The organism is Bacteroides cellulosilyticus, from assembly GCF_020091405.1.
Classification (GTDB): domain Bacteria; phylum Bacteroidota; class Bacteroidia; order Bacteroidales; family Bacteroidaceae; genus Bacteroides.
In genome coordinates this window covers 2,896,286-2,920,007 of the sequence record NZ_CP081903.1, presented here as the reverse complement: position 1 = coordinate 2,920,007, position 23,722 = coordinate 2,896,286, and the positions used below count along the sequence as shown (strand labels likewise).

At 42.7% G+C, this 23,722-nt stretch carries 20 protein-coding genes and 1 pseudogene; 12 read left to right on the top strand and 9 right to left on the bottom strand.

Features of this window, described 5'->3' with window-relative positions; genetic code table 11:
• The first annotated feature begins 214 nt into the window (after positions 1 to 214).
• The 4 genes from K6V21_RS10415 (at position 215) to K6V21_RS10400 (ending at position 7,412) form a co-directional block, all read left to right on the top strand.
• Complete coding sequence (locus K6V21_RS10415) at positions 215 to 853, top strand: recombinase family protein (protein ID WP_117988839.1); 639 nt, start codon at positions 215 to 217, stop codon at positions 851 to 853.
• Between the two features lie 488 nt (positions 854 to 1,341).
• The gene (locus K6V21_RS10410; protein ID WP_224321721.1) at positions 1,342 to 1,746 is read left to right on the top strand and encodes a lipocalin family protein; all 405 of its coding nucleotides are present in this window, start codon (positions 1,342 to 1,344) and stop codon (positions 1,744 to 1,746) included.
• 786 nt (positions 1,747 to 2,532) lie between these two features.
• Positions 2,533 to 5,733: a S41 family peptidase gene (locus K6V21_RS10405; protein ID WP_224321720.1), complete on the top strand. Its 3,201-nt coding sequence runs from the start codon at positions 2,533 to 2,535 to the stop codon at positions 5,731 to 5,733.
• 83 nt (positions 5,734 to 5,816) lie between these two features.
• Positions 5,817 to 7,412, top strand: coding sequence for an aspartate:alanine exchanger family transporter (locus K6V21_RS10400; protein WP_224321719.1), 1,596 nt, complete (start codon positions 5,817 to 5,819; stop codon positions 7,410 to 7,412).
• A 442-nt stretch (positions 7,413 to 7,854) separates the two neighbouring features.
• Here K6V21_RS10400 and K6V21_RS10395 read toward each other — a convergent pair whose 3' ends face one another.
• Positions 7,855 to 9,273: an LruC domain-containing protein gene (locus K6V21_RS10395; RefSeq protein ID WP_224321718.1), complete on the bottom strand. Its 1,419-nt coding sequence runs from the start codon at positions 9,271 to 9,273 to the stop codon at positions 7,855 to 7,857.
• A gap of 284 nt (positions 9,274 to 9,557) precedes the next feature.
• Here K6V21_RS10395 and K6V21_RS10390 point away from each other — a divergent pair, with 284 nt between their 5' ends.
• Positions 9,558 to 10,805: a nitroreductase family protein gene (locus tag K6V21_RS10390; protein ID WP_224321717.1), complete on the top strand. Its 1,248-nt coding sequence runs from the start codon at positions 9,558 to 9,560 to the stop codon at positions 10,803 to 10,805.
• 2 nt (positions 10,806 to 10,807) lie between these two features.
• Here the strand turns inward: K6V21_RS10390 and K6V21_RS10385 are convergent, their stop codons facing one another.
• From K6V21_RS10385 to K6V21_RS10370, 4 genes are all read right to left on the bottom strand, one after another.
• Positions 10,808 to 11,419, bottom strand: a complete 612-nt coding sequence (locus K6V21_RS10385) for a radical SAM protein (RefSeq protein ID WP_224321716.1) — start codon at positions 11,417 to 11,419, stop codon at positions 10,808 to 10,810.
• Between the two features lie 9 nt (positions 11,420 to 11,428).
• Entirely contained in the window at positions 11,429 to 11,818 is a 390-nt protein-coding gene (locus tag K6V21_RS10380) for a DUF2721 domain-containing protein (RefSeq protein WP_044269598.1), read from the bottom strand.
• A 13-nt stretch (positions 11,819 to 11,831) separates the two neighbouring features.
• On the bottom strand, positions 11,832 to 12,299 hold the full coding sequence (locus tag K6V21_RS10375; RefSeq protein ID WP_224321715.1) for a GNAT family N-acetyltransferase: 468 nt from the start codon (positions 12,297 to 12,299) through the stop codon (positions 11,832 to 11,834).
• Positions 12,300 to 12,558: 259 nt separating this feature from the next.
• Positions 12,559 to 12,996 (bottom strand): cupin domain-containing protein, encoded by a 438-nt coding sequence (locus tag K6V21_RS10370; RefSeq protein WP_217714746.1) that lies wholly within the window; start codon positions 12,994 to 12,996, stop codon positions 12,559 to 12,561.
• A 232-nt stretch (positions 12,997 to 13,228) separates the two neighbouring features.
• Here K6V21_RS10370 and K6V21_RS10365 point away from each other — a divergent pair, with 232 nt between their 5' ends.
• A complete protein-coding gene (locus K6V21_RS10365) occupies positions 13,229 to 13,621 on the top strand; it encodes a hypothetical protein (protein ID WP_224321714.1) in 393 nt (130 codons plus the stop codon).
• Here the strand turns inward: K6V21_RS10365 and K6V21_RS10360 are convergent.
• The 4 genes from K6V21_RS10360 to K6V21_RS10345 form a co-directional block, all read right to left on the bottom strand.
• Positions 13,588 to 14,793, bottom strand: a complete 1,206-nt coding sequence (locus K6V21_RS10360) for a multidrug effflux MFS transporter (RefSeq protein ID WP_224321713.1) — start codon at positions 14,791 to 14,793, stop codon at positions 13,588 to 13,590. The genes K6V21_RS10365 and K6V21_RS10360 overlap by 34 nt on opposite strands.
• Before the next feature lie 129 nt (positions 14,794 to 14,922).
• Positions 14,923 to 16,518, bottom strand: coding sequence for a hypothetical protein (locus K6V21_RS10355; RefSeq protein WP_224321712.1), 1,596 nt, complete (start codon positions 16,516 to 16,518; stop codon positions 14,923 to 14,925).
• 4 nt (positions 16,519 to 16,522) lie between these two features.
• A complete protein-coding gene (locus K6V21_RS10350; protein WP_224321711.1) occupies positions 16,523 to 17,557 on the bottom strand; it encodes an HlyD family secretion protein in 1,035 nt (344 codons plus the stop codon).
• A 160-nt stretch (positions 17,558 to 17,717) separates the two neighbouring features.
• Positions 17,718 to 19,028 carry a TolC family protein gene (locus tag K6V21_RS10345; protein ID WP_224321710.1) on the bottom strand — a complete coding sequence of 437 codons (1,311 nt, stop codon included), beginning with the start codon at positions 19,026 to 19,028 and terminating at the stop codon, positions 17,718 to 17,720.
• A gap of 338 nt (positions 19,029 to 19,366) precedes the next feature.
• On the opposite strand from K6V21_RS10345, the gene K6V21_RS10340 reads away from it, so the two are divergent.
• From K6V21_RS10340 to K6V21_RS10315, 6 genes and pseudogenes are all read left to right on the top strand, one after another.
• On the top strand, positions 19,367 to 20,281 hold the full coding sequence (locus K6V21_RS10340; RefSeq protein ID WP_224321709.1) for a helix-turn-helix domain-containing protein: 915 nt from the start codon (positions 19,367 to 19,369) through the stop codon (positions 20,279 to 20,281).
• 78 nt (positions 20,282 to 20,359) lie between these two features.
• Entirely contained in the window at positions 20,360 to 20,692 is a 333-nt protein-coding gene (locus tag K6V21_RS10335; protein WP_224321708.1) for a hypothetical protein, read from the top strand.
• Positions 20,689 to 20,892 (top strand): annotated as a pseudogene (locus K6V21_RS10330) (hypothetical protein); the annotation flags it as partial. The gene K6V21_RS10335 and the pseudogene K6V21_RS10330, both read left to right, overlap by 4 nt.
• Positions 20,893 to 21,092: 200 nt before the next feature.
• A complete protein-coding gene (locus K6V21_RS10325; RefSeq protein WP_217714753.1) occupies positions 21,093 to 22,346 on the top strand; it encodes a 3-phosphoshikimate 1-carboxyvinyltransferase in 1,254 nt (417 codons plus the stop codon).
• A gap of 113 nt (positions 22,347 to 22,459) precedes the next feature.
• A complete protein-coding gene (locus K6V21_RS10320) occupies positions 22,460 to 22,876 on the top strand; it encodes a hypothetical protein (RefSeq protein ID WP_044269611.1) in 417 nt (138 codons plus the stop codon).
• A gap of 1 nt (position 22,877) precedes the next feature.
• Positions 22,878 to 23,705, top strand: coding sequence for a metal ABC transporter permease (locus tag K6V21_RS10315; RefSeq protein ID WP_026367615.1), 828 nt, complete (start codon positions 22,878 to 22,880; stop codon positions 23,703 to 23,705).
• Positions 23,706 to 23,722 lie beyond the last annotated feature (17 nt).

The following is a 23,722-nucleotide window of genomic DNA, read 5'->3' as shown; positions in this document are numbered from 1 at the left end:
TCTTTATAAAATTTTTAGTTTGGCTATTCTTTGTAATAGTCACTATGTTTATTGGTTGTGTTCCGCTTTTTGCAATTGTGCTTTTACTGCCATTACTAAAAGGCATGGAAAACAAGTAAGCCGAATAGTTATCAAAAAGAAGTTGTGTTCAAATAAATCTATATAAGTGGTTTGAACACGCTTCTTTCTGTTATCACTTTAATCAAAGAATAAGATGGAAACAAAAGCGGTAATTTATGCCCGTGTCTCGTCAAATAATGACAGACAGGACACAACAAGACAGATAGAGGATTTAAAGAAGTATGCCATTTCCAAGAATATAGAAATCATTAATATATTTGAGGAACATATCAGTGGCGCAAAGAAGAATGAGGAAAGGCAAGTTCTAACGGACTGTTTGGAGTATTGCACTCAACATTCAGTCAATTACTTATTGCTATCTGAACTCTCACGTTTGGGAAGAAGTACTTTGCAGGTGCTTCGCTCTTTAGAAATACTGCATGAGGCAAAGGTATCTGTATATATTCAGAATTTAGGGCTTTACACTTTACAGACAGATGGCAAGGTCAATCCTATTGTTTCAGTACTCACAACTTTATTGGCAGAGATGGGAAACATAGAGCGGTCAAATATACAATACCGCTTAAACAGTGGTAGGGCTAACTACATTGCCAAAGGTGGTAAATTGGGAAGAAAGAAAGGCAGTATTAAAACGGAAGACAGAAAGAAAGAGGAATACAGAGATACCATAGCTTTATTAAAGAAAGGCTATTCAATTAGGAATATTGCCAAACTGCAAGGTATTGGTATTTCTACAGTTCAACGGATAAAGAATCAATTTATAAAAACATGAGCTTTTAATAAACAATAGTTCTTGCCATTATAAACACTTTTCGTAACTTTGCAGCAATTTCAGAGGTCTAATGAGTTAGAACTGAAAGGACTTATTAGTTAACGAAGAGCGTTTAAGATATTATTCTATCGTGAAATCTGGACAATTTCATAACATTGGAATAATAGGCAAGAACGCTCACGTCAATGCTATATACCCACTTGTTTAGTGGATTATATAACGTTTGGCGTGGGCTATTGTTTATTACCAATGTTAGGGCAGTCCAGAGCCTCACGATAGTAATATTCGATAGTTCCCACGCTTTCTTATTGTATAACAGTCAGTAGGGAACACTGGCTACTAATACATATTTCAAAAAACACAGAAATTCTATCTCTGACGTCGCAATCAATTTTAACGGTGTGCAGCTTCATGCTGTGTTCCCCACAACTGTCTTATTTATTAATGCTATCCATTGGGAACATGGAAGCACAAATAGATTTATTCAAATGAAAACATTAAGATTTATTGGAATGGCAATTATTGCCGTAATTATGAGTGTGAGCTTTATGGCTTGTGGTGATGATGATGAAGAGGGAGGTGGTAATGCTGCAAGCCTTGTAGGTAAGTGGAAAATTGAAAAGATAAACGAAGATGGAGAAACCTTAGAATGGGATGGTCATCCGTATTTTGTCGTTACAGAAAAGCATCTCTATTTTACAGATGATAATGGAGAAACAAAGTCTGATTACAGTACTTATACTTATGATGCAGATAAGAAGATTATTAACGCAAGTTATGTCAACCAAGATAATTCTTATACCATCGAAGTATTGAAACTTACAGATAGTGAATTTCACTGGCAATGGGATGATGAAGGTATCATAACATTCTATTGTAAGAAAGTTAACTAATACTAAGTAATAAGGCGACATTGAAGAAATTCAGTGTCGCCATTTAAAAGTTACTCAATCTAAATATCCACCATATCTCTGTTATAAACCTTGTTTAAACTCATATTTAAACCGAGCAGTATAGACATGGGTGTATATATCTGATAATCAATCATTATCAAGCTATAAATTCAAAAGTCTGGGGGGCGTGTGGTCGCAAGTTCGAATCTTGTCATCCCGACTACCGATAAAGCATTGATAATCGCAAGGTTATCGATGCTTTTTGCTTTTATATATGCTCATGCCTATCATGCGGTTTAAACTCCCTATCAAGTAGAGCCGACCGAACAGAACGGATTTCTATCAATTCTTTACAGATGGTGGTGTGCATTATTCTGTCGGCTTTATGGAAGATGCTGTCTTGTTATCCCCAAATTCATACCAATTGATCATTGCCAATATCAACAATCACAAATCTCCCCGTAATCACAAAGTCCGCAATACTATAGTTTCTATTGTTGATGAATTCTTTAGATGTAATAATTCTACATTACTATATTTGTGAGACTGGTGATAATAAACAACGTATGCGTAGCCGCTTGTTTGAATAACAGCAGGTGACAATCTTATTTTCATATACTTTAAGACCGACTATATTGTAAAAAGTTGATTTCAACATTTGCAGAAACAGCAAGAATCGTATCGGTAGATATCAACAGATTGAACAGAGTAAGGGAAAATAATGACTTTTTTTCATATTTACGGACTAATTACCTATATTTGCATAAAAACGCATTAAATATACTTATGAAGAAAATTCTTGCTTACATTGCCTTTAGCTTCACGGCAATAACCAGCTATGCGACAACTCCCCTTTGGATGCGTGATGTACAAATCTCACCCGACGGAACAGAAATTGTATTTTGCTATAAAGGGGACATCTACAAAGTACCAGCCACGGGCGGAACAGCTACACAGCTTACTACACAAGACTCTTACGAATGTACCCCAGTATGGTCACCGGATGGCAAACAGATAGCCTTCGCCAGTGACAGGAATGGAAATTTCGACATCTTTGTGATGTCCGCAAATGGTGGAACAGCCCGGCGGCTGACTACTCATTCAACCAATGAAATCCCCTCCACTTTTACTCCGGACGGCAAATATGTCCTATTCGCGGCATCCATTCAGGACCCCGCAAGTAGCGCCCTCTTTCCCGCCGCTTCAATGACTGAACTCTACAAAGTTCCCTCAGCAGGCGGACGCACGGAACAAATTCTGGCCACCCCTGCCGAAGCTGTATGTTTCGATAAATCCGGTAAACGCTTTTTCTATCAGGACCGCAAAGGAGGTGAAAACGAATGGAGAAAACATCATACTTCTTCCATCACCCGCGACGTGTGGATGTACGATGTCCGGACAGGCACACACACTAACCTCACCCAGCGCGGAGGTGAAGACCGCAATCCGGTATTATCACCGGACGGACAAACCGTGTACTTCCTGAGCGAACGCAATGGCAACTCATTCAATGTATATTCTTTCCCGCTTTCACAACCGCAATCTGTAAAAGCAATCACCAGTTTTAAAACTCACCCTGTACGTTTCCTTTCAATGAGCAATAATGGCACTTTGTGTTATGGATACGACGGTGAGATTTATACCCAGCAGGAAGGGACGAATCCCCGGAAGATAAATGTGGAAATCATTCGCGACGACCAGCCGCAAATAGCCTATCTGAAATATCCGGATAAAGCAACCTCCGCTACAGTTTCGCCGGATGGCAAACAGATTGCTTTCACTGTACGTGGTGAAGTATTCGTCACGTCTGCGGACTATGCCACGACCAAACAGATCACACATACGGCAGCAGAAGAAGATGGCCTCTCGTTTGCTCCGGACAACCGGACGCTGGCCTACGCCAGTGAACGTAGTGGCAACTGGCAGATTTATCTGGCTAAGATAGTTCGGGAAGAAGATCCGAATTTCCCGAACGCAACTTTAATAAAGGAAGAGGTGCTATTACCCTCTACCACCGTAGAACGTTCACATCCGCAATTCTCACCCGACGGTAAGGAGTTAGCTTTCATTGAAGGCCGTAACCGCCTGATGGTGCTCAACTTGGAAACCAAGAAAGTACGCCGGATCACCGATGGCTCTACCTGGTACAGTACAGGCGGAGGATTTGACTATGCATGGTCTCCGGACGGCAAATGGTTTACACTGGAATTTATCGGAAACAAGCACGATCCATACTCGGATATAGGTCTGGTCAGCGCACAAGGCAATGGCGAGATTGTCAATCTGACTAATAGCGGATACACAAGCGGTTCGCCCAGCTTCGTGCTCGACGGTAACGCCATTCTTTTCATCACCGAACGCTACGGTATGCGTGCGCATGCTTCATGGGGTTCACTGGATGATGCCATGCTGGTATTCCTGAATCAGGATGCATACGATAAATTCCGTCTGAGCAAAGAGGATTACGAACTGTATAAAGAAGCAAACGCCGACCGGAAGAAAATAGCGGAAAAAGACAGCAGTAAGGTAAAAGATGTCGTGGTAGAGTTGAAAAACATAGAAGACCGCATCGTGCGTCTCACTCCAAATTCATCTAATATGGGAAGTACCCTCATCTCCAAAGATGGCAAAACCCTCTATTACCTGGCAAGTGCCGAAGGTGGACGTAACTTATGGAAGATGGATCTGCGCAAGAAGGAAACCAAGCTACTCCACAAAGTAGATGCCGGGTGGACTTCCCTGGAAATGGATAAAGAAGGAAAAAACCTCTTCATTCTGAACGGTAAGAATATGCAGAAGATGAACATGGCTTCCGATGACCTGAAGCCCATTAAATATCTTGCTCAGGTAAAACTGGATCTGGCGGCCGAACGCGAGTATATGTTTGACCATGTATACAAGCAACAGCAAAAGCGTTTCTACAATACCAATATGCACGGAGTCAATTGGGATGCCATGACGGCAGCCTATCGTAAGTTTCTGCCGCACATCAATAATAATTATGACTTCTCCGAACTTTTAAGTGAATGGCTGGGCGAATTGAATGTCTCTCATACCGGAGGCCGTTTCTATCCGGACGGTCAAAGCGAGCCTACAGCCAGCCTGGGGCTACTTTTCGACTGGAACTATCAGGATAAAGGAATGCTCATTGCCGAAGTGATAGAAAAAGGCCCGTTCGACAAGGCTACCACAAAGGTGAAAGCCGGCGTTGTCATTGAAAAGATTGATGGCAAAGAGATTACTCCCGAAACCGATTATTACGTGCTTCTCAATGACAAGGTAAAAAAGAAAACTCTTGTTTCACTCTATAATCCAAAGACGAAAGAGCGTTGGGAAGAAGTAGTAATCCCCATCAAGGACAGTGAACTCAGCGCATTGCTTTACGAACGCTGGGTAAAACAACGTGCGGCAGATGTTGAAAAGTGGTCGAACGGTAAACTGGGCTACGTGCACATCAAGTCTATGGGTGATGACAGTTTCCGCTCCATCTACTCGGACATTTTGGGAAAATACAATAACTGCGAAGGTATTGTCATCGACACACGTTTCAACGGAGGCGGTCGTCTGCACGAAGATATAGAAATATTGTTCAGTGGTAAGAAATACTTCACACAGGTGGTTCGCGGTCGTGAAGCCTGCGATATGCCCAGCCGCCGCTGGAACAAGCCATCCATCATGTTGACGTGCGAAGCCAACTATTCCAATGCACACGGCACACCGTGGGTATACAGTCATCAGAAACTGGGCAAGCTGGTAGGTATGCCTGTCCCAGGCACTATGACCAGTGTATCATGGGAACGCCTGCAAGATCCGACCTTGGTATTCGGTATTCCTGTGATTGGCTACCGCCTGCCTGATGGCAGTTATCTGGAGAATACTCAGTTGGAACCGGATATAAAAGTAGCCAACTCACCCGAAACAATTGTGAAAGGCGAAGACGCACAACTGAAAGTAGCGGTAGAGGAATTATTGAAACAACTACATTAGATAGTGATTATTAAGGAGCCAGACTATGAATTTGGCTCCTTTTTCCGTACCTTTGCGGCAAAATCAACAAATAATCTAAATTCATGTTTGCTGACCTACTTAATTCCTCCTATTTCGCCCTTTTCCTCATTGTCGCATTGGGTTTCATGCTGGGAAAAATCAAAATCAAAGGTTTATCACTGGATGTTTCCGCAATTATTTTCATTGCTCTTCTCTTCGGACACTTCGGTGTAGTCATTCCTAAAGAATTAGGAAACTTCGGATTGGTACTTTTCATCTTTACTATCGGTATTCAGGCCGGCCCCGGTTTCTTCGACTCGTTCCGAAGCAAAGGAAAGACCCTGATCATCATTACCATGCTGATTATCTGCTCGGCTTCTCTTACAGCTGTCGGGCTCAAATACCTATTCGACATCGATACGCCTAGTGTGGTAGGTTTGATAGCCGGTGCGCTGACCAGTACACCAGGACTTGCCGTAGCTATCGACAGTACAAATTCTCCGTTGGCATCCATTTCCTATGGTATCGCTTATCCGTTTGGAGTTATTGGTGTCATCCTGTTTGTAAAACTGCTCCCCCGTATCATGCGTATCGATCTGGACAAGGAGGCCCGCCGACTGGAAAAAGAACGTCGCGGCCAATTTCCCGAACTGACAACCTGTATCTATCGTGTTACAAATCCTGCCGTATTCAACCGCAGCCTGATGCAAATCAACGCACGGGCCATGACAGGAGCTGTTATTTCACGCCATAAACATGATGAAATCATTTCCATCCCCACAGCACAAACGGTGCTCCATGAAAATGATTATATACAGGCAGTGGGCAGTGAAGAAGCTCTGAACCAGCTTTCCGTTTTAGTCGGAGAACGCGAAGAGGGCGAATTGCCTTTGGTAGACACGCAAGAGATCGAATCCTTATTGCTGACCAAAAAGGATATGATCAATAAACAATTGGGAGATCTGAACCTGATGAAGAACTTCGGATGTACTGTCACACGTGTTCGCCGAAGCGGTATCGACCTGTCTCCATCGCCGGATCTGACTTTAAAATTCGGTGATAAACTAATGGTGGTAGGTGAAAAAGAAGGACTCAAAGGATTGGCTCGCTTGCTGGGAAACAATGCTAAAAAGTTATCAGACACAGACTTCTTCCCTATCGCAATGGGTATTGTTTTAGGGGTATTGTTCGGTAAGCTGAATATAACTTTCCCCGGTGGTTTATCTTTCTCCCCGGGATTGACGGGCGGTATTTTGATTGTGGCTTTGTTTTTAAGTGCAATTGGTAAGACAGGTCCTATTCTGTGGTCTATGTCCGGACCGGCTAATCAGTTATTACGCCAGTTGGGCTTGTTGCTATTCCTAGCCGAAGTCGGCACCTCGGCAGGCACCAATCTTGTAGCGACTTTCCAGGAAAGCGGCTGGTTGCTATTCGGAGTGGGCGCTGCAATTACGCTGGTACCTATGTTAGTAGCGGTATTCGTCGGACTGTTTGTATTCAAAATCAACATACTCGATTTGCTGGGAACCATCACCGGTGGTATGACCAGTACTCCGGGACTTGCAGCAGCTGATTCTATGACTGACAGCAACATTCCAAGTGTGGCTTATGCTACGGTTTATCCTATTGCAATGGTATTCCTCATACTGTTTATTCAGATTATTGCAACTATGGTTTAAGTCTAAACGGGAAAGAAAGGAATGAAGTTACGAGCTACAGGCTACAAGCTACAAGTGCCTTTCGGAACATAGCGCAGCTACTTGTAGCTTGTAGCCTGTAGCTCGTAACTGATTCATATCCCGCCAGAAAGGAGCAAACAAGAGTTCTGTATATCCCGTAAGTATTTGTGCGATAATGTATTTAGTGTTCCACTAAGATCAGTCGTTGTGAAACACGAGTTCAGTCGTAGTGGGAAGTACTTTCAGTCGTAGTGGGAAATACCTTCAGTCGTAGTGGGAAATACTTTCGGTTTAGCATAGTGAATAAGTCATTGCGTTGCTCATATCCCGCAAAATAAAGAATTAACTGAACTGAATGCAACAAAAAAATAGGTTTCAGCCGTTCATCAAGTCCGGACAGAAACCTATTTACCTCAACTAAAGGAACTTCTTCAAAAAAATATTATTTCAAATATACCTTATCATCATTTCGTTCTCCGCTATACCAGTTAGTGTACGATTTACATCCACTATCTACCCACTTCGTATACATAGGATAGGCCTCATCAATTCTGATTTTTTCCAGACACCACTTGAAATCAGCTGACGGAACTTCAAGAACATTGGGGAAATCAGCACTATGCGTATTATAAGAATTAAGGTCGAAAGTAGCTCTTCCGTTATCCAGCATTGGGATATATTCTGATGCTTTCGGCAGAGTAATCTGAATAACCTCAGTATCTACCTTGGCAGTATTTGAATATACATTCATAAAACCACTCAAACCTTCAACATATGTCTTGCCATTGATACCAAAGCTATTACTGAAGGTTGCTCCTGTTGCCATAACCTGGATATATGCCATTGCATTATTGCCGTCTTTAGGCTCTTCAATGCGGAATCTCACCACCACATCATTAAAATCATAGTCTCCCTGATACGGATAGTTATCTTCGAATAACCACATTCCTTGCCAGACAATCTTAGCAGGATCCAGTTCCGGAACCGGAACTTCAATCTCAGGCTTCAAAGTAGGAGTCGATTCAATCACACACAACAGATCATTGTAATCCTGATCAAACCATCCACCTGGAATCTGATCCTCCATACCCAACGTCTGATACTCCTTACCATTGAACGTCAGTGTTCTGATAACCCCTGATGCCAGTAATAGCCCATCGTTATGCTTCACATTAAATTTCGGAGTTGAATACCGATAAACACCTGACGAATACGAGCAAGCAAACCCTATCTTACAATCTTTAAATTTACCAAGCGCTTTCTTCGTACCAATACTTTGGGTTCCATCGAATACAAGAGTCAGATTTTGAAAGTCATCGTCGCCATCTTTATAAGTATAATAGTACAAACTGTTATTGAGGTGAGCACCACCATTACCCACATAAGTAATCCAGACCTCACTCTCTTCACTTCCAACTATCAAATCAGAACACTCAGCATAGCTATCACTCGGCGTATTTCTGATTCCTTCCGGATAATAATTATTGATGGCCGTAATCAGCGCGTCACTCAGTTCACTCTCAGCCCTCGTAACACCTTTATTGACAACAATATCCCCCTTCGAATAGGTAGACATCTGACCATTCATCAACAAATACAACTTATCTGTAGCTTTAGGAATCCGGACAGTTTCCGTAAAGGGAGCATAGTCAATCAGAATGGGGTCTCCGACTAAATGACCATCCACATAAGGATCACCGGCATAGAGCAGGCAGCGAGTATTTTCCGTAGTATTAACACTCACGCTAATTTCATCAACCAAAGAGAAGTCTTTACCAGCCTCCGGTTCCTGATAAGAATTTTTCACTTCACACGAGAGAAGCGCAAAAATTGGTACAAACAACAATAATAATTTCTTCATACTTTATTTATAAAATGAACATATTTAGCATATTATTCCGATGCGAATATGCAACTTTTAATTCAAATATACAAATCAAAGACTAATAAAAACAAATAATATAATTTATAATAAAAGTGGCTATAAATAGGCCATCCATCATTAAAACAAAAAATATATCAACATTAACTATCTATCCCTCCATATGATAAATAAAGTAAAACCACTCCATTACTTTTTAATAAGTACTTCTATTTTCAGCAAAAATCCCCTAAATTTGCATACACTATAAATAGCAGCTAAATATGAAAACATTAAAAGCCCAAGTCATCATTAGCCTGATAACCTGTTTCTTCCTGGTTCTGGCAGTCACCATCTGCAAGGGAAACAAGTTTGGGAACATTCTTTCTGAAAGCGAAAATACAACAGAAGGGCGCACAGGAACTTCCGGGATACTACGACATACAGATGACGGAGTACAGATAATATCTACCCGGCAACTAACAAAAGACATTAACGGGTACGGCGGAAATGTTCCTCTTGAAATCTATATAAAAGATGACCGTATTCTAAAAGTAGTAGCTCTGGAAAACTCCGAAACACCCAGCTACTTTGCCAAAGTACGGAACAGCGGTCTGTTACAACAGTGGAACAATCTTTCACCGGAGGAAGCAATCCATAAAGAAGTGGATGGAATATCCGGAGCCACAGAGTCTTCCGTAGCTATTATCCAGTCCGTACATAAGGCCATGGAGTATGCAAAGGAGCATTCGGCAGACAAACCGGCGAGCGCTTTCAGTTTCGACTGGATACTTTTCCTGGGATTACTGGCAGGTATCGCATTATGTACCCTGATCATCTCATATCTATCCAGAAAACCCAAAGGGCAAACGATGCACTATGCGCTGAACACTTTCAATCTAGCTTTGGTTATAGTAGTAACTGCATTATCTATCCAACCGAAACCAAATCAACTTAATAAGATGGAGGAACCTATCATGAAACAGGATAATAAACTTTCCGTTCTTGACAACATACATGCAAGAACCAGTATTCGCTCTTATCAGCCCAAAGAAGTAGAAGATGAAAAAATAGAGCAATTGTTAAGGGCTGCCATGGCAGCTCCCACAGCAACCAACAGACAACCTTGGGCTTTCATTGTCATCAGAGACAAAGAAACGATGAATGAACTGGGTTCTACTCTTCCTTACGCCAAGATGGTCAAAGATGCTCCGTTGGCTATTGCCGTATGCGGAGATTTAACCAAAGCCATCAGTGGTGCAGGTATGGAGTACTGGGTACAGGATGCCTCCGCCGCCAGCGAGAACTTGTTGCTGGCTGCACAAGCTTTAGGATTAGGAGCTGTCTGGACAGGCGTTTATCCCATAGACGAACGGGTAAAAGAAGTACAGAAAATACTCCAATTACCCGAACAGATTGTTCCTCTGAATGTAATCCCTATCGGTTATCCGGCTGAGAACCCACTTCCGAAAGATAAATGGAAACCGGAGAATATACATTATGACCGTTGGACGGAACCTGATAAGAAGTAATTTTAAGTTCGGTACGTAAATACATCAAAATGGCTCAGTCCCATAGATCTTAGTAAATCTATGCTATGCGTAGTATCCTCCTCCTTATTATATTGCGGAATAAGGGGGATACGGACTGTGATCTGTCCGGCTTTTCCATGCTCTATAAGCCAACGCAGATTTTCGAGCACCTGATGATTGCTTCTGCCTGTGTAGTTCTGATAGATTTCATCATTCGTATCCTTGATATCCACGATATAATCATCTACCACAGGCAATAGAATCTCCAGAAACTTCCGGGGGACATTTAAAGATGTTTCTACTGTAATCCTCCACTCTTTCCCACAAAGTTCCCGGAAACGGCTGATAAATTCACTCCGCAGACAAGGTTCACCACCACCAAAGGTAATGCCGCCACGGGTTGCAAGAAAGTAAAGCTCATCTATTTTCACTCTCTCATACAGTTGTTCGCAGGAATAAAGCGGGAAATCAAAATCATCGGATAGAGACTGGGGGTTCAAACAATACTTGCAACGCAAAGGACAACCATGAAAAGCCACCAATGTGGTCACTCCCTCACCGTCAATCAGCAGGCGGTGCCTGTTCACTCCTAATATGGGGACAAGGTTACTCATTCTATCCGATTATTCATCCATATCATTCAGATGTATCTCTAAAGCCTTCACCGAAATATAAATCTCGTACACAGAGATAGCCAGAGAGATAATCAGCAACACCATTGCCAGTCCAAAGATATAGATGGATACAAGATAAAGTTGTATATAAATAAAGAACATGCTTACGACACACAGCAATAAGCTGCCTGTCCCTGTCACCTGCATGGCACGCGTCAGATACAGACGTTTACGAAGATTGGCAATCTGTGCCGCAGTTACCGACGAATGATTTTCCCGGTATTGTTCCTTCAAAGTACGTACCAACTGGGCATACGACATAAAACGGTTGGTATAAGCCAACATAATCAATGAAATTGCCGAAAACAACAGAGCCGGAGTCGTTAAATCGATTTCCATATTTCTTATATCTTTAATATTCTAACTTCAAACGCATAGCGACATCTTTAATAGGCAGAAAACCTAAATTTTGATATACCTTTTCCCCCATTTGGGTTGCATTGAGATCAATAGCTGTAACATTCAGTTCCCTTGCTCTTTGAATCAAGGCTTCAATAAGTAATGTTGCATATCCTTTTTTCCTATATGCAGGGTAAGTGATTACATTCAGCAGAGTACCTGTAATACCTGTAATAAAAGCGCCTCCAGCAGGCCTCTCATTTATAACCATGAAAGCGGCTGCCATAACCTCCTCCTCCCCTACTGCAAGAAAAGCAACGAAATCTCCCAGAGAAATATGTTTCCGATAATATTCATTCAATTGCTTTTTAAGTGCAGCTTCTTGCTCATCGGATAATTCAACTCCAATCATATTGATAAAATCGAATCTGAGCCTAACGAGAAGGTCGATATCATCCAAGGTTATTTCTCTGATCTTCATATCCTAAATTTATTTAGAGTAATGCATTACGCAAAATTACAATAAAAATTAGAAGTCTCCCATAGTATGCCAACTTCTTTAGCTTCTGAATCTGTAAAAGAGGTATAAAGCATCCCCCTTCCACACCTCTGTATCTCCTTATTCATCGGAGTTAGCGGGTGGAAGGGCTATTGCCACGACCTATCGTTTCAGATATAAATGAGGGTACAAATGTACCGCTTAGATATAGGATTATCCTATATATGACTTCTTCAGATATTTACTTCTTATCATAAATGCCATTAGAGAATTTTCCGTAGGCCATCACTTGATTCGTATCGGGGAAATGTACAATCTCCGGAAGATTATTCGTATCGAAGTCAATATAAACCAGCTTTTCCGTATCCGAACCGTTACGAATGACATGTGCACCTCCAGGGCCTGTAGGGAAAGTTATTGCATCACCGGCCTTCACCGTCACATCCCCATTTGCTGTGCGGACAATTCCTGTACCACTGATGATATAGAACACCTCTTCGTCCGTTTCATGATAATGATATCCATAGGCAAAATTACCCGGTTCCACTTCTACAAAGTTCACACGGCATTGGTCCACATCCGCTTGCTCAACAATCGGTTTCACTGTAAATTCATTACCACCCTGGTTGATTTTCTGACCTTCTGCGGTCTTGTAATTCTTTACTGCAAGTTCTTTCATTGTTTTTTTGCTTTTAAATTGTTTATAAAATAGTTGCATTCATCAGTTTTTTCACTAACTTCGCAAATGCAGTCAGTGACTTTCCGATGATGCAAAGCTATATACTATTTTACTTATAAACAAGAAGTTACAAACCAGTAAGATAGTTACCTAAAGGTTACTTTTGCTGAAAAGCAAGAGTTTAAAAATGAAGAAAAGAAGAAAAAACTAATTATGACCTAATCACAAAAGTATGAAAACAAGAATTACCTCTAATCGTATCACAGAACTACATCCGGACGAAATATTCGTTTTTGGCAGCAACCTGGAAGGCGCGCATGGCGGCGGAGCCGCTTATCTGGCATGGAAAAAATGGGGAGCCATCTGGGGACAAGGAACCGGATTACAGGGACAGACCTATGGCATTCCGACCATGCATGGTGGACCGGAAGCCATCAGACCTTATGTAGATGAGTTTATCCGCTTTGCCAAGGAGCACTCACAATATATTTTCCTCGTTACAGAGATAGGATGCGGCATTGCCGGATTCGCCCCGAAAGAGATCGCTCCTTTATTTAAAGAGGCTGCGGATATTCCTAACATTCACCTGCCTCAACGCTTCTGGGATGTACTGAATGCGAAGTAAAGCTTCGTACGCCTTCTGCCTAAAGCCAACAAAATACAGGAAAGGGAACAGAGAGAACAGATAACAAATATAACCCCTGTGGAAACCAGTATATTTCCAATGCCTACCAGAGGAGAGACAATGCCGCCGAACGAAAAGCAAACAGCACCCAACAGTGCTGAAGCTGTTCCGGCATTCGTGCGCTCACACTCCATGGCTAATGCAGTAGAGGTGGTAAACGTCATTCCCATCATAAAAAGAACCGCTATCAGCAGCAGTTCATAAATCCAGAAGCTGCAACCCAAAGCCAAAGCGGAACATTCGAGTAAAGAAAAAATAAGCATACCCATACAACCGACCAGCGTTCCGTTTGCAGGCCGGCGAAACTTCACGGAAAATGCCGCCGCACCACCGATGGCAATGGCGTTAATACTGAAACAAATGCTGAAAGCAAAGGGCGAATAGCCATAATGTTGCTGGATTATAAAAGGTGAGGAAGCAATATAAGCAAACAGCACTCCTTGTGCAAAAGCGAGTTGTAGCACATAACCGACATACTGTTTATTGCGAAGCACCACCTTGAAACTATTAAAGGTATCCGCCCATTTCGTAGCCAGACGATTTTCCACTGGAAGTGATTCCCGGAAACGCATACATCCTATCAAAAGGAGCACACCCAATGCAAGTAAAATTATGAAAATTCCCTGCCAACCGATGGCTTCCGTAAACACTCCTCCGATAATAGGCGCTACCACGGGAGCAATGCCGTTGATGGCCCCAATGATCGCCAGCATCTTTGCCAGATCTTTGCCCGAAAATTTATCCGTAGCAATGGAACGGGCTATAACAATACCGCCTGCCCCGGCAATACCTTGTATCAACCGGAAAACGACGAATTGCTGAATATTCTGCGCAAACAAACAGAAAATCGTTGATACAATAAACAACCACATAGCAACCTGCAACGGTATGCGTCTACCATAACGGTCACTCAAAGGGCCGAAGAATATCTGTCCGACGGCCAGTCCGATCATACTGGCAGTCAGTCCTAACTGAACCATTGAAGAACTTGTACTGAAATATTCTCCCATAGACGGAAGACTCGGCAGATACATGTCCGTAACAAAAGGCCCGAAGGCCGTCAGCATACCTAATAAAATTAGAATAAACAGCTTTGAATTATCTTTTACCATATAAACTTAACTTATACATTTCGTGGAATATACGTCCACTTTCGGGCAGCAAAAATAAGAATAATTCACCTTATTCTCCCTACCAATTTTATTCAAAGCTATCCAATACAAGAACAAAAAATTCTCAACCTATGCTGTAGCTTCCAGTTTTTTGTCCATACGCAACTCATGCTTCACAAAACGGCGAATGGAACGATAGGTAGGATACAGTACTTTATATGGACGAATATCACTCTCGTAAATCAGGAATACCAACAGACAGAACAAAGCCATCAGAATGAGCCAGCCATACAGTTCTTTCATAGAAACCATCAGAGCCTGTTGCTGCACAGCACCGTACAGTTCTCCGAGGGGTATCCGGCTGACGAAAGGATTTACATGATCCACTGCCGAACCCAGTAACATCGAATTTTTCGCCATTGCCCCATTGAGAGCGTGCCCCAGTATAGCCGTTCCCAAAGCCCCGCCAAATCCGGCACTGACAAACGACTGTACGGACACCGCCTGAAAGAAATGCTGGAAAGGGACACGAGACAGCACTGTAAGGAAACAAATAGCTATCATCACATACCCGAAACTGCGCAGGAACAGCGGTACAAACAATGTCTCCTTGGGCAAAGCATACTCAATGCCGAAATAAAAATACATCAGATAGCCGGTAATGGAAGAGAAGGCAATCACAGTCATTGTCTTATATCGCCACTTACGACGGGAAAAAGTGAAAAAGGTGAAGCCTGCCCCCACTGCAATTCCCAGCAATACCACCCAGTTGAGCGAAATTACATTCAGGGCATCATACCCTAATATACTCTCCATATAGATGTGCTCAAAGAGATGCGAAGGCGCCAGCAAAATATCTATTACTATGTATAGTATAAAGGGAAGCCATACGGCACGATACGTCCAGGTCTTCAAAGCAATGAACGGGTGACGAATGAAAGATGCACGCCACAAATTCAATGCAAGAATAAGTATACCGATGACGGTTGCCGCCCGGATCTGGAAAGACTGATACCAATCGTAATGTTCCCCATACACACAGACAAAGAGGATGCACAACAACACAAGTCCCCACATTAAAGCCCCCAACCAATCGATACCGAACAACGGCAACTTCGGCAGAGAGCGATAACTACGGAACAGACATAATGTAGCCAGCATCACCAATAACAATAAACCAATAATCAGCCAATGCATATACTCCCACTTTGCCCAAAATGCTGTATAGACTGTTATCAGTCCCGACAGCTGAATACAACTCTGTACCAACAGATAGATAAAACAGAAAAACACCGACAAATCCCGTTTAGGGGTAAGCCATAGCTGAATGGTAGAATTACATTCGAACGTAGCCCACATGCGGAAGATTCCTGCAAAAAAACAGGTGATCACCAGCACAGGAATGCTATGCGTCTGCATACAGATCAGATTAGAAACAATCAGAGCAATGCTACACGTCATCAATGAAGTTTTCGAAGCAAAGCGGAACTTCAGTCTAAACATGATGGCGAATGTCAGCCCCATGCCTATCATAGAAGCGTAGCCTGCCATCATAATATCTTCCTGTATCAATGCCGTAGAACCGACCATCTCACTGACTGCCGCCAAATAGAGACCACCGGAAAATTGGAAAACGATGACAAAGGCAATGATGATCCAGGGACGCAATTTAGGAGGAACAAAATCACGGATGGCCGGAATGGAAAAAGGTCCTGTTTCGTGCATAATATCAATAAATTACTACGCACTCCACATTCATACCGGCACGCAGGCGTTCCATATCTTCCGGACGATTGCCGGCAGAGAATTCTATACGGACAGGAATACGTTGTTCTACTTTCACGAAGTTTCCGGCAGAGTTATCCTGCGGCAGAAGAGAAAAGCTGGCACCCGTAGCGCGGGAAATAGATTTCACAGCACCTTTAAACGTTATTCCGGGCACAGCATCCACTTCTATTTCTACCGGCTGGCCTTCCCGGATATGGGTAGTCTGCGTCTCTTTATAATTAGCTACTATCCATCTCTCATTTTCATCGACAATGTCAACCAAAGTCTGCCCGGGCTGTATCAGTTGTCCTTCCTGAATTTCTTTCCGACCGGTAGTTCCGTCACAAGGAGCGAGGATAACGGTATAAGAAAGGTTCAGACGCGCCAGCTCCAGGGCAGCTTGCGCCAGTTTGATACCTGCATCCGTCTGTTCCAGACGATGGGTCTGCTCCTGCTTTACCAAAGTTGTAGATTGACGTTGGCGAAGCAGAAGTTCATAGCGCGCTTTGGATGCCTCGTAATTTGTCTGCACGGCATCGTACTGCTGTTTAGTGACAGCATCCTGTGCCAAAAGGTTTTTATACCGGTGGTATTCACGTTCGGCATTATCCAAACGGACTTTTGCCTCCTGCAAACCGGCATCGGATACTGCTATATTATTCTGAGTAGTATGTACTGTGGTGGCCACCGCATTCTTTCCCGAAATGGCGTTCTGAAAATCAGCCTCAGCCTGTGCCAGGCGGAAACGAAACTCGGAATCTTCAATCAAGACCAGAGTATCGCCTTTATGTACTTCCCGGTATTCATCGAAATAGATTTTCTTGATGAAACCCTGTACACGGCTGTTGACGGGGACAATCAGTTGTTTCACCTGTGCGTTGTCTGTATAGGCTACATTGCCGAGGTGAACGAAATGGGAACATACCCACACCAGTCCGGTGATAAGTAAGAGGCTAACCACTACGTTATAAATCAGTTTTTTCTTTTTACGTTCCATGTCTTATTTAATTCATTAGTTTACATTCATATATCAAAAACCATTTTTCATCCGCAGATAACGCGGATTGCACAGTCCCTACGGCTGCGCTATGCCTTTCAGAAAAATAAAATCCGCATAATCCGTGTCATCTGCGGATGAAAAATTACTTGACGACGATTTATAAGCACCCCGCCGTCTTCTTCAACTTATAGAGATTGAAAAGTATATTGATCTGCGCATTCACCAACTGCAGCTCCGCATTCAGTTTAGAATTGCTGGCATCCAGCATATCAGTAATCAGCGCCAAATCATTCAAATAGCGGTTATTCACCACGCTGTAGTTTTGTGCTGCCAATTCCAGGCTTTTCTCTTGTGTATCGCAAATGGTAAAAGCCTCATGAAAACGGATATATGCCGCTTTTACTTCCGTCCGCACATTCTCCTGCAACAATAAGTCGTTTTCTTGCGCACGCTGGGTGGACAGTTGTGCCAGACGAATTTTCTTACCCGACTTGAAAGTAGAAGCAATATCGAATTTCACTCCTACACCGATATACCAATAGTTCAGATTTTTGTTAATGGGAGGCACTTCAATCGTAATAGGACCATCTAGTTTATCACCTGCAAAAAGAGCTATGGACGGCAAACGTTCAGCCTTTGCAATCCGTTCATTATACTCCGACTGCTTGATATTCAGTTTCATCTGTTGCAGTACGGGAGAACTCAATACCGCCGTTTCCTGCCAATGAGCTTCTTCCGAGGGCTTGGGAAGTCGTTCCAGCAAGGTAGTATCCACATTTATCACCGTTTCCTGGGGCAAACCCAATACCGTAACCAATTGATTGTTCAGGATAAGGATACCATTTTCAATCTGTGTCAATGCCAGTTCCAAAGATTTCAGCTGCAACTCATAACGAGTGATATCATTCTTTAAAGCCAGTCCTTGCGATTGTTTGGCATTGATATCTTCTACCAATTTCCGGGTTTGCTCTATATTCTTCCGGTACACTTCCGCCTGATTCTGCAATTTATACATCTCCAAGTAATTACCTACTAACAAAAAGCGGATATCCTGCCTGTTCTTTTCCTTATCCAACTCTGCCAGTTGCTGTTGTAATTTGGCAATGGCAATCCGGCTGGTGATAGCTCCACCCGCATAAATTACCTGCGATGCTTCTATTGCAAAGTTATTGCCGAAGTGTGGCATAGCGGCATTCTCCCCATTTGTAAAATCACGGTCTGCCAACCAGGCATCCCCCAAATAACTTGCCGAAACGGATACGTCAATCGAAGGAAGTTGAGCATTCCTGGCCACCTTTACTGCCTGTCCGGCTTCCTCTTCCGCCAGACGGAACGTACGAATACTGCGACTATTAGCATCTGCCAACTCAAACATTTCTTCAATTGTCATCTTCTGAAAGGTTTGTGCAGATGCCAACGAAATGCTCAATGCACCGATAAAGACAAATAATACTTTCAATTTTCTCATAATACCTATTAAATTAATAAAGGGGCATCAAAATGATAATTTATCGCGCAAAGCGCGATAAGTAACGAGCTACAAGCTACAAGTGACAAGTACCTTTCGGCGTGATAGCCGGGCGAATTATTATTCGCCCACGAGTACAGCGCAGCAACTCGTTACTGGTAGCTCGTAGCTCGTTACTTAATTTAGCGGCTTTGCCGCTAAATTATCATTTACCTCAAAACGGCTGCAAAGGTCGGATAAATTCTTTGCCGGAGGGAAATCCCAAATTGGGCAAAATTGGTTTAATTTGGAGATTTCAAAGGTTTACATTATCTTTGTACAACATAAAATCACACCTAATGGCCTCTTCCATACGCATCAAAAACATCAGTGAACTCCCCATCATTAGTGGCAGCAGGAATGATATACGAAAGAAAATCAGTTGCATCACTATCGGGCATCGGGAAGCAGAAGAACAGTTTTCGTCAGATATCCACCTGGACGCTTTTATCATCTTATTGGTTTTATCCGGAAAAGGACATACCGTAATCAATTACAAGACGTATGATATTCAAGCGGATACGCTTTTACTTCTATCTTCTGCTCATCTGTTTCATTTTTATGAATGTAGTGATGACTTTCAATGCCAATGTCTCTTTGTCAGCAAGGCTTTTACGGATGAAATGGACTCCACCGACATGATCTACCGACGGACCAAATACGGTGTGCGGCTATATAACCAACCGGTAGTTCCTTTAGCACATCCTTACGCCGTTTTATTAGCCGAACGATTAGCCAGCATCAATAAGAATATTGACCGTACAGAGCATTTCTATCACAAAGAAGTCATTCTGAACCGTTTGTTCGCCTTTTATCTTGATTTAAGTGACATCCTTGAACGAACCAACCTCCCCCATACGGACGGCTGCCTGACTCGATACGAAAGTATTATCAAATCATTCATCGAACTATTGGCAACGCATTATCGTGAAGAACATAAGGTAGATTTCTATGCTGCCCACCTGAACTTATCCGCCCATCATCTGACACAGATCGTGAAGCTCGTGACAGGACAAAGCGTGAGCGACTTCATCTTCGAAATGCTATTCAGCGAAGCCCGTAACTTACTGACACATTCCAAACTCTCGATACAGGAGATTGCCACCACCCTCAACTTCTCCGACCAGTCTTCATTCGGAAAGTTCTTCAAACGGAAGGCCGGTGTATCACCGGTCGATTTCAGAAAAGATATAGTGTTCGTTGAAGAGGAATGAAGCTGAATCTTTTTTTGTGATGATTTGTTTTAAACAAGAATTATCACTAATTTTGTGTTATTCTAAAACAATGAATCGATGTCAAGTGAATGTATTAAACAAGAATTATTGGCGAAATTGAAGCAAGAACATTGCTTCTGGTCGTACAATGAGGATTCAATAACGGAGATCCCAGATGATATACTGATTGAAAAGACCTTACTACATCTTGATTTAGAAGAGATCAATCAATTATTTTCAATTTATCCTTTTGAAAAAATAAAGCGGGTGTGGCTTGATTGCCTAGTCCCCCAGGAGGACTATCTTTATACTCTGAATCGTTTCTTGGCATGGTATTATTTCAAAGCAAAGAAACCGGATGCTTATATCAAATCTATGGTTACTCGCCGTCTTAATAGAATGCTTACATGAAAGGATTAGCTCCACATACGCAACAAATTTTTGAAACTGTTTCAGAATTAGATAGTATCAAATCCTATTTACTAGTAGGAGGTACTGCCCTGACTTTGCAAATAAACACTCGTCAGAGCGAGGATTTGGATTTTATGAGATGGCGCACTTCAAAAACAGAAAAGATGGAAGTCGCCTGGTTTCAAATAGAGATGCACATTTTGAACAGCTCGAACCTGTTTATAGCGTCACTGCACAAGAAATAGAAGAATATATAAAATCTTGCCTGTTATAGGTTGATTTCGGTCAGTAATACTTTATACATACGGAGAAGTCATGTAACTCAAGTTTCTTTATTCAGATATTTATCGTACTTTTGTAGCCTGTAAACCAGCTATTACGTTTAAGAAGGAATACAACTATGCGCTATAAACTTTCGGCACCAACCACTTTGCATACCACTATCCAGCTCCCGGCTTCCAAAAGTATCAGTAACCGGGCTTTGATATTACACGCTTTAGCCCAAGGGCATATCGCGCCAAGCAATTTGAGCGATTGCGATGACACCCGTGTCATGATAAAAGCACTGGACGGGAATCCCGGACATATCGACATTCTTGCCGCCGGAACCGCCATGCGTTTTCTCACGGCTTACCTCAGTGTAACACCGGGTACACGCATCATTACCGGTACCGAACGGATGCAACAACGCCCCATACGTATTCTGGTGGATGCCTTACGTGAACTGGGTGCACAGATAGAGTATGCCGGAAAAGAAGGCTTCCCCCCTTTGCGCATCACAGGTACAGAATTAACAGGCGAAGAAATCAGCCTTGCCGGAAATGTCAGTTCACAATATATATCTGCTTTACTGATGATCGGTCCCATCCTGAAAAACGGATTGAGGCTGAATCTTACAGGAGAAATCATTTCCCGCCCTTACATTGATCTAACGCTGCAACTGATGAAAGAATTCGGTGCAGACGCTGCCTGGAGTTCTGAAAGTAGTATTACCGTCCGTCCGGGAAAGTACAGAGACATACCTTTCACTGTAGAAAGTGACTGGAGCGGTGCTTCTTACTGGTACCAGATGGTTGCCTTAATTCAGGATAATGAAAAAAAGGAATCTACAAAAACGGAAATAAAATTACCCGGACTTCTCCCACGCAGCTATCAGGGCGACAGCCGGGGAGCTGAAATATTTGCCAAACTCGGTGTACACACCACATATACCGACCAAGGAGTGGTACTGACTAAGATGGGAACTCCCGTTGTCTGTTTAAAGGAAGATTTAGTGGATATACCCGACTTGGCACAAACTTTCGTTGTGACTTGTTGTTTAACGAACATACCTTTCCGATTTACCGGATTGCAGAGCTTGAAGATAAAGGAAACCGACCGCATTCAGGCGCTTATCACAGAATTGGATAAACTGGGATATGTGGTAAAATCGGAACAGGACAGTATATTAATCTGGAACGGTGAGCGCTGCGAACCGGAATCCCATCCCGTTATTGCGACTTATGAAGACCACCGGATGGCAATGGCATTTGCACCCGCTATCCTTCGGATGCCATCCATACGGATTGCTGATCCGCAAGTGGTGTCCAAGTCTTATCCGGGATATTGGGAGGATTTGAAACAGGCAGGGTTCGGAATTGAGATAATTAAATGAAGAACAATTTAAATGAAGAACAAAGAATGAAGAATGAAGAATTTGGCTGCGCTACGCAAGCATACCACTAAGTAATTCTTCATTCTTAATTCTTCATTCTTAATTAAAAAACTATGTGGATATTAATTATAAGTCTTATTGTACTTGTCTGTATCGCCCTTTTGGCAGGATACATCCGTAACCAACGCTTACAAAAGAAAATAGAGCGCGGAGAACTGGATGCCATGCCTGAAGTGAAAGAGGCCGACGCAGAATGCTGCGGACAGCACGAAATATGCGAACGGGACAGTCTGTTAGCTGCCGTCAGCAAAAAGATAGAGTACTACGATGATGAAGAACTGGACAAGTACATCGGCATTGCCCCCGAAGATTACACTCCTGAACAGGAAGATGAATTCAGGGACGTATTCTATACGATGCAGGACATCGACGTTGCCGGATGGGTACGCAGTTTGCAACTGCGTGGAATAGCTCTGCCAAACAATATCAAAGATGAAATATTCCTGATTATAGGAGAGAGGAGATTTTAAAGTGGATCTACTACAATACACCTTCTTTCAACATGCCCTCATCGGCAGTTTGCTGGCAAGCATTGTTTGCGGACTTATCGGTACGTATATCGTAACGAGGCGACTGGTGTTCATTAGTGGCGGACTGACACATGCCTCTTTCGGAGGAATTGGTCTGGGATTATATACAGGAATTTCTCCCATTTTGGCAGCCGGAGTGTTTGCGGTACTGTCGGCTTTTGGCGTGGAGTGGCTTAGCAAACGCAATGATATGCGTGAGGACTCAGCTATCGCGGTATTCTGGACGCTGGGAATGGCATTGGGTATCATGTTCACTTTCCTTTCACCCGGGTTCGCACCTGATTTGTCGGCTTATCTGTTCGGTAATATACTGACGATTACATTCGGAGACATCGCCTTGCTTGCGGGACTTGCAGTGATACTGGCTATTTTCTTTATCCTATACCTGCGTCCGATTATTTACGTTGCTTTCGACCGGGAATTTGCACGTTCACAAGGTATTCCCGTACAAATATTCGAATATGTACTGATGATGTTCATTGCACTGACCATTGTGGCATGTCTGCGCATGGTAGGCATTGTGCTGGTTATTTCCCTGCTCACCATCCCACAAATGACTGCGAATTTGTTTACGCATCGTTTCCACCGCATTATCTGGCTATCCATCGGCATCGGTTATCTCAGTTGCCTGGGCGGATTAATGATATCCTATTATCTCAACGTTCCTTCCGGCGCGGCTATCATCTTCTTTTCCATCATTATATACGTAGTATGTAAGCTGGGAAAGAGTTTTTATTTATCTTTACGGCAGAAAACGCAGAACCCGTAAAACTTACTGGCATAGTT

What these genes read in the sequence shown, in the direction of transcription:
- K6V21_RS10350 (WP_224321711.1), bottom strand. Translation starts at nt 17,557, where the DNA reads ATGGAACGTAAAAAGAAAAAACTGATTTATAACGTAGTGGTTAGCCTC.
- K6V21_RS10335 (WP_224321708.1), top strand. Translation starts at nt 20,360, where the DNA reads ATGTCAAGTGAATGTATTAAACAAGAATTATTGGCGAAATTGAAGCAA.
- K6V21_RS10370 (WP_217714746.1), bottom strand. Translation starts at nt 12,996, where the DNA reads ATGAAAGAACTTGCAGTAAAGAATTACAAGACCGCAGAAGGTCAGAAA.
- K6V21_RS10385 (WP_224321716.1), bottom strand. Translation starts at nt 11,419, where the DNA reads ATGAGTAACCTTGTCCCCATATTAGGAGTGAACAGGCACCGCCTGCTG.
- K6V21_RS10415 (WP_117988839.1), top strand. Translation starts at nt 215, where the DNA reads ATGGAAACAAAAGCGGTAATTTATGCCCGTGTCTCGTCAAATAATGAC.
- K6V21_RS10395 (WP_224321718.1), bottom strand. Translation starts at nt 9,273, where the DNA reads ATGAAGAAATTATTATTGTTGTTTGTACCAATTTTTGCGCTTCTCTCG.
- K6V21_RS10405 (WP_224321720.1), top strand. Translation starts at nt 2,533, where the DNA reads ATGAAGAAAATTCTTGCTTACATTGCCTTTAGCTTCACGGCAATAACC.
- K6V21_RS10345 (WP_224321710.1), bottom strand. Translation starts at nt 19,028, where the DNA reads ATGAGAAAATTGAAAGTATTATTTGTCTTTATCGGTGCATTGAGCATT.
- K6V21_RS10340 (WP_224321709.1), top strand. Translation starts at nt 19,367, where the DNA reads ATGGCCTCTTCCATACGCATCAAAAACATCAGTGAACTCCCCATCATT.
- K6V21_RS10365 (WP_224321714.1), top strand. Translation starts at nt 13,229, where the DNA reads ATGAAAACAAGAATTACCTCTAATCGTATCACAGAACTACATCCGGAC.
- K6V21_RS10375 (WP_224321715.1), bottom strand. Translation starts at nt 12,299, where the DNA reads ATGAAGATCAGAGAAATAACCTTGGATGATATCGACCTTCTCGTTAGG.
- K6V21_RS10380 (WP_044269598.1), bottom strand. Translation starts at nt 11,818, where the DNA reads ATGGAAATCGATTTAACGACTCCGGCTCTGTTGTTTTCGGCAATTTCA.
- K6V21_RS10410 (WP_224321721.1), top strand. Translation starts at nt 1,342, where the DNA reads ATGAAAACATTAAGATTTATTGGAATGGCAATTATTGCCGTAATTATG.
- K6V21_RS10390 (WP_224321717.1), top strand. Translation starts at nt 9,558, where the DNA reads ATGAAAACATTAAAAGCCCAAGTCATCATTAGCCTGATAACCTGTTTC.
- K6V21_RS10400 (WP_224321719.1), top strand. Translation starts at nt 5,817, where the DNA reads ATGTTTGCTGACCTACTTAATTCCTCCTATTTCGCCCTTTTCCTCATT.
- K6V21_RS10355 (WP_224321712.1), bottom strand. Translation starts at nt 16,518, where the DNA reads ATGCACGAAACAGGACCTTTTTCCATTCCGGCCATCCGTGATTTTGTT.
- K6V21_RS10320 (WP_044269611.1), top strand. Translation starts at nt 22,460, where the DNA reads ATGTGGATATTAATTATAAGTCTTATTGTACTTGTCTGTATCGCCCTT.
- K6V21_RS10325 (WP_217714753.1), top strand. Translation starts at nt 21,093, where the DNA reads ATGCGCTATAAACTTTCGGCACCAACCACTTTGCATACCACTATCCAG.
- K6V21_RS10360 (WP_224321713.1), bottom strand. Translation starts at nt 14,793, where the DNA reads ATGGTAAAAGATAATTCAAAGCTGTTTATTCTAATTTTATTAGGTATG.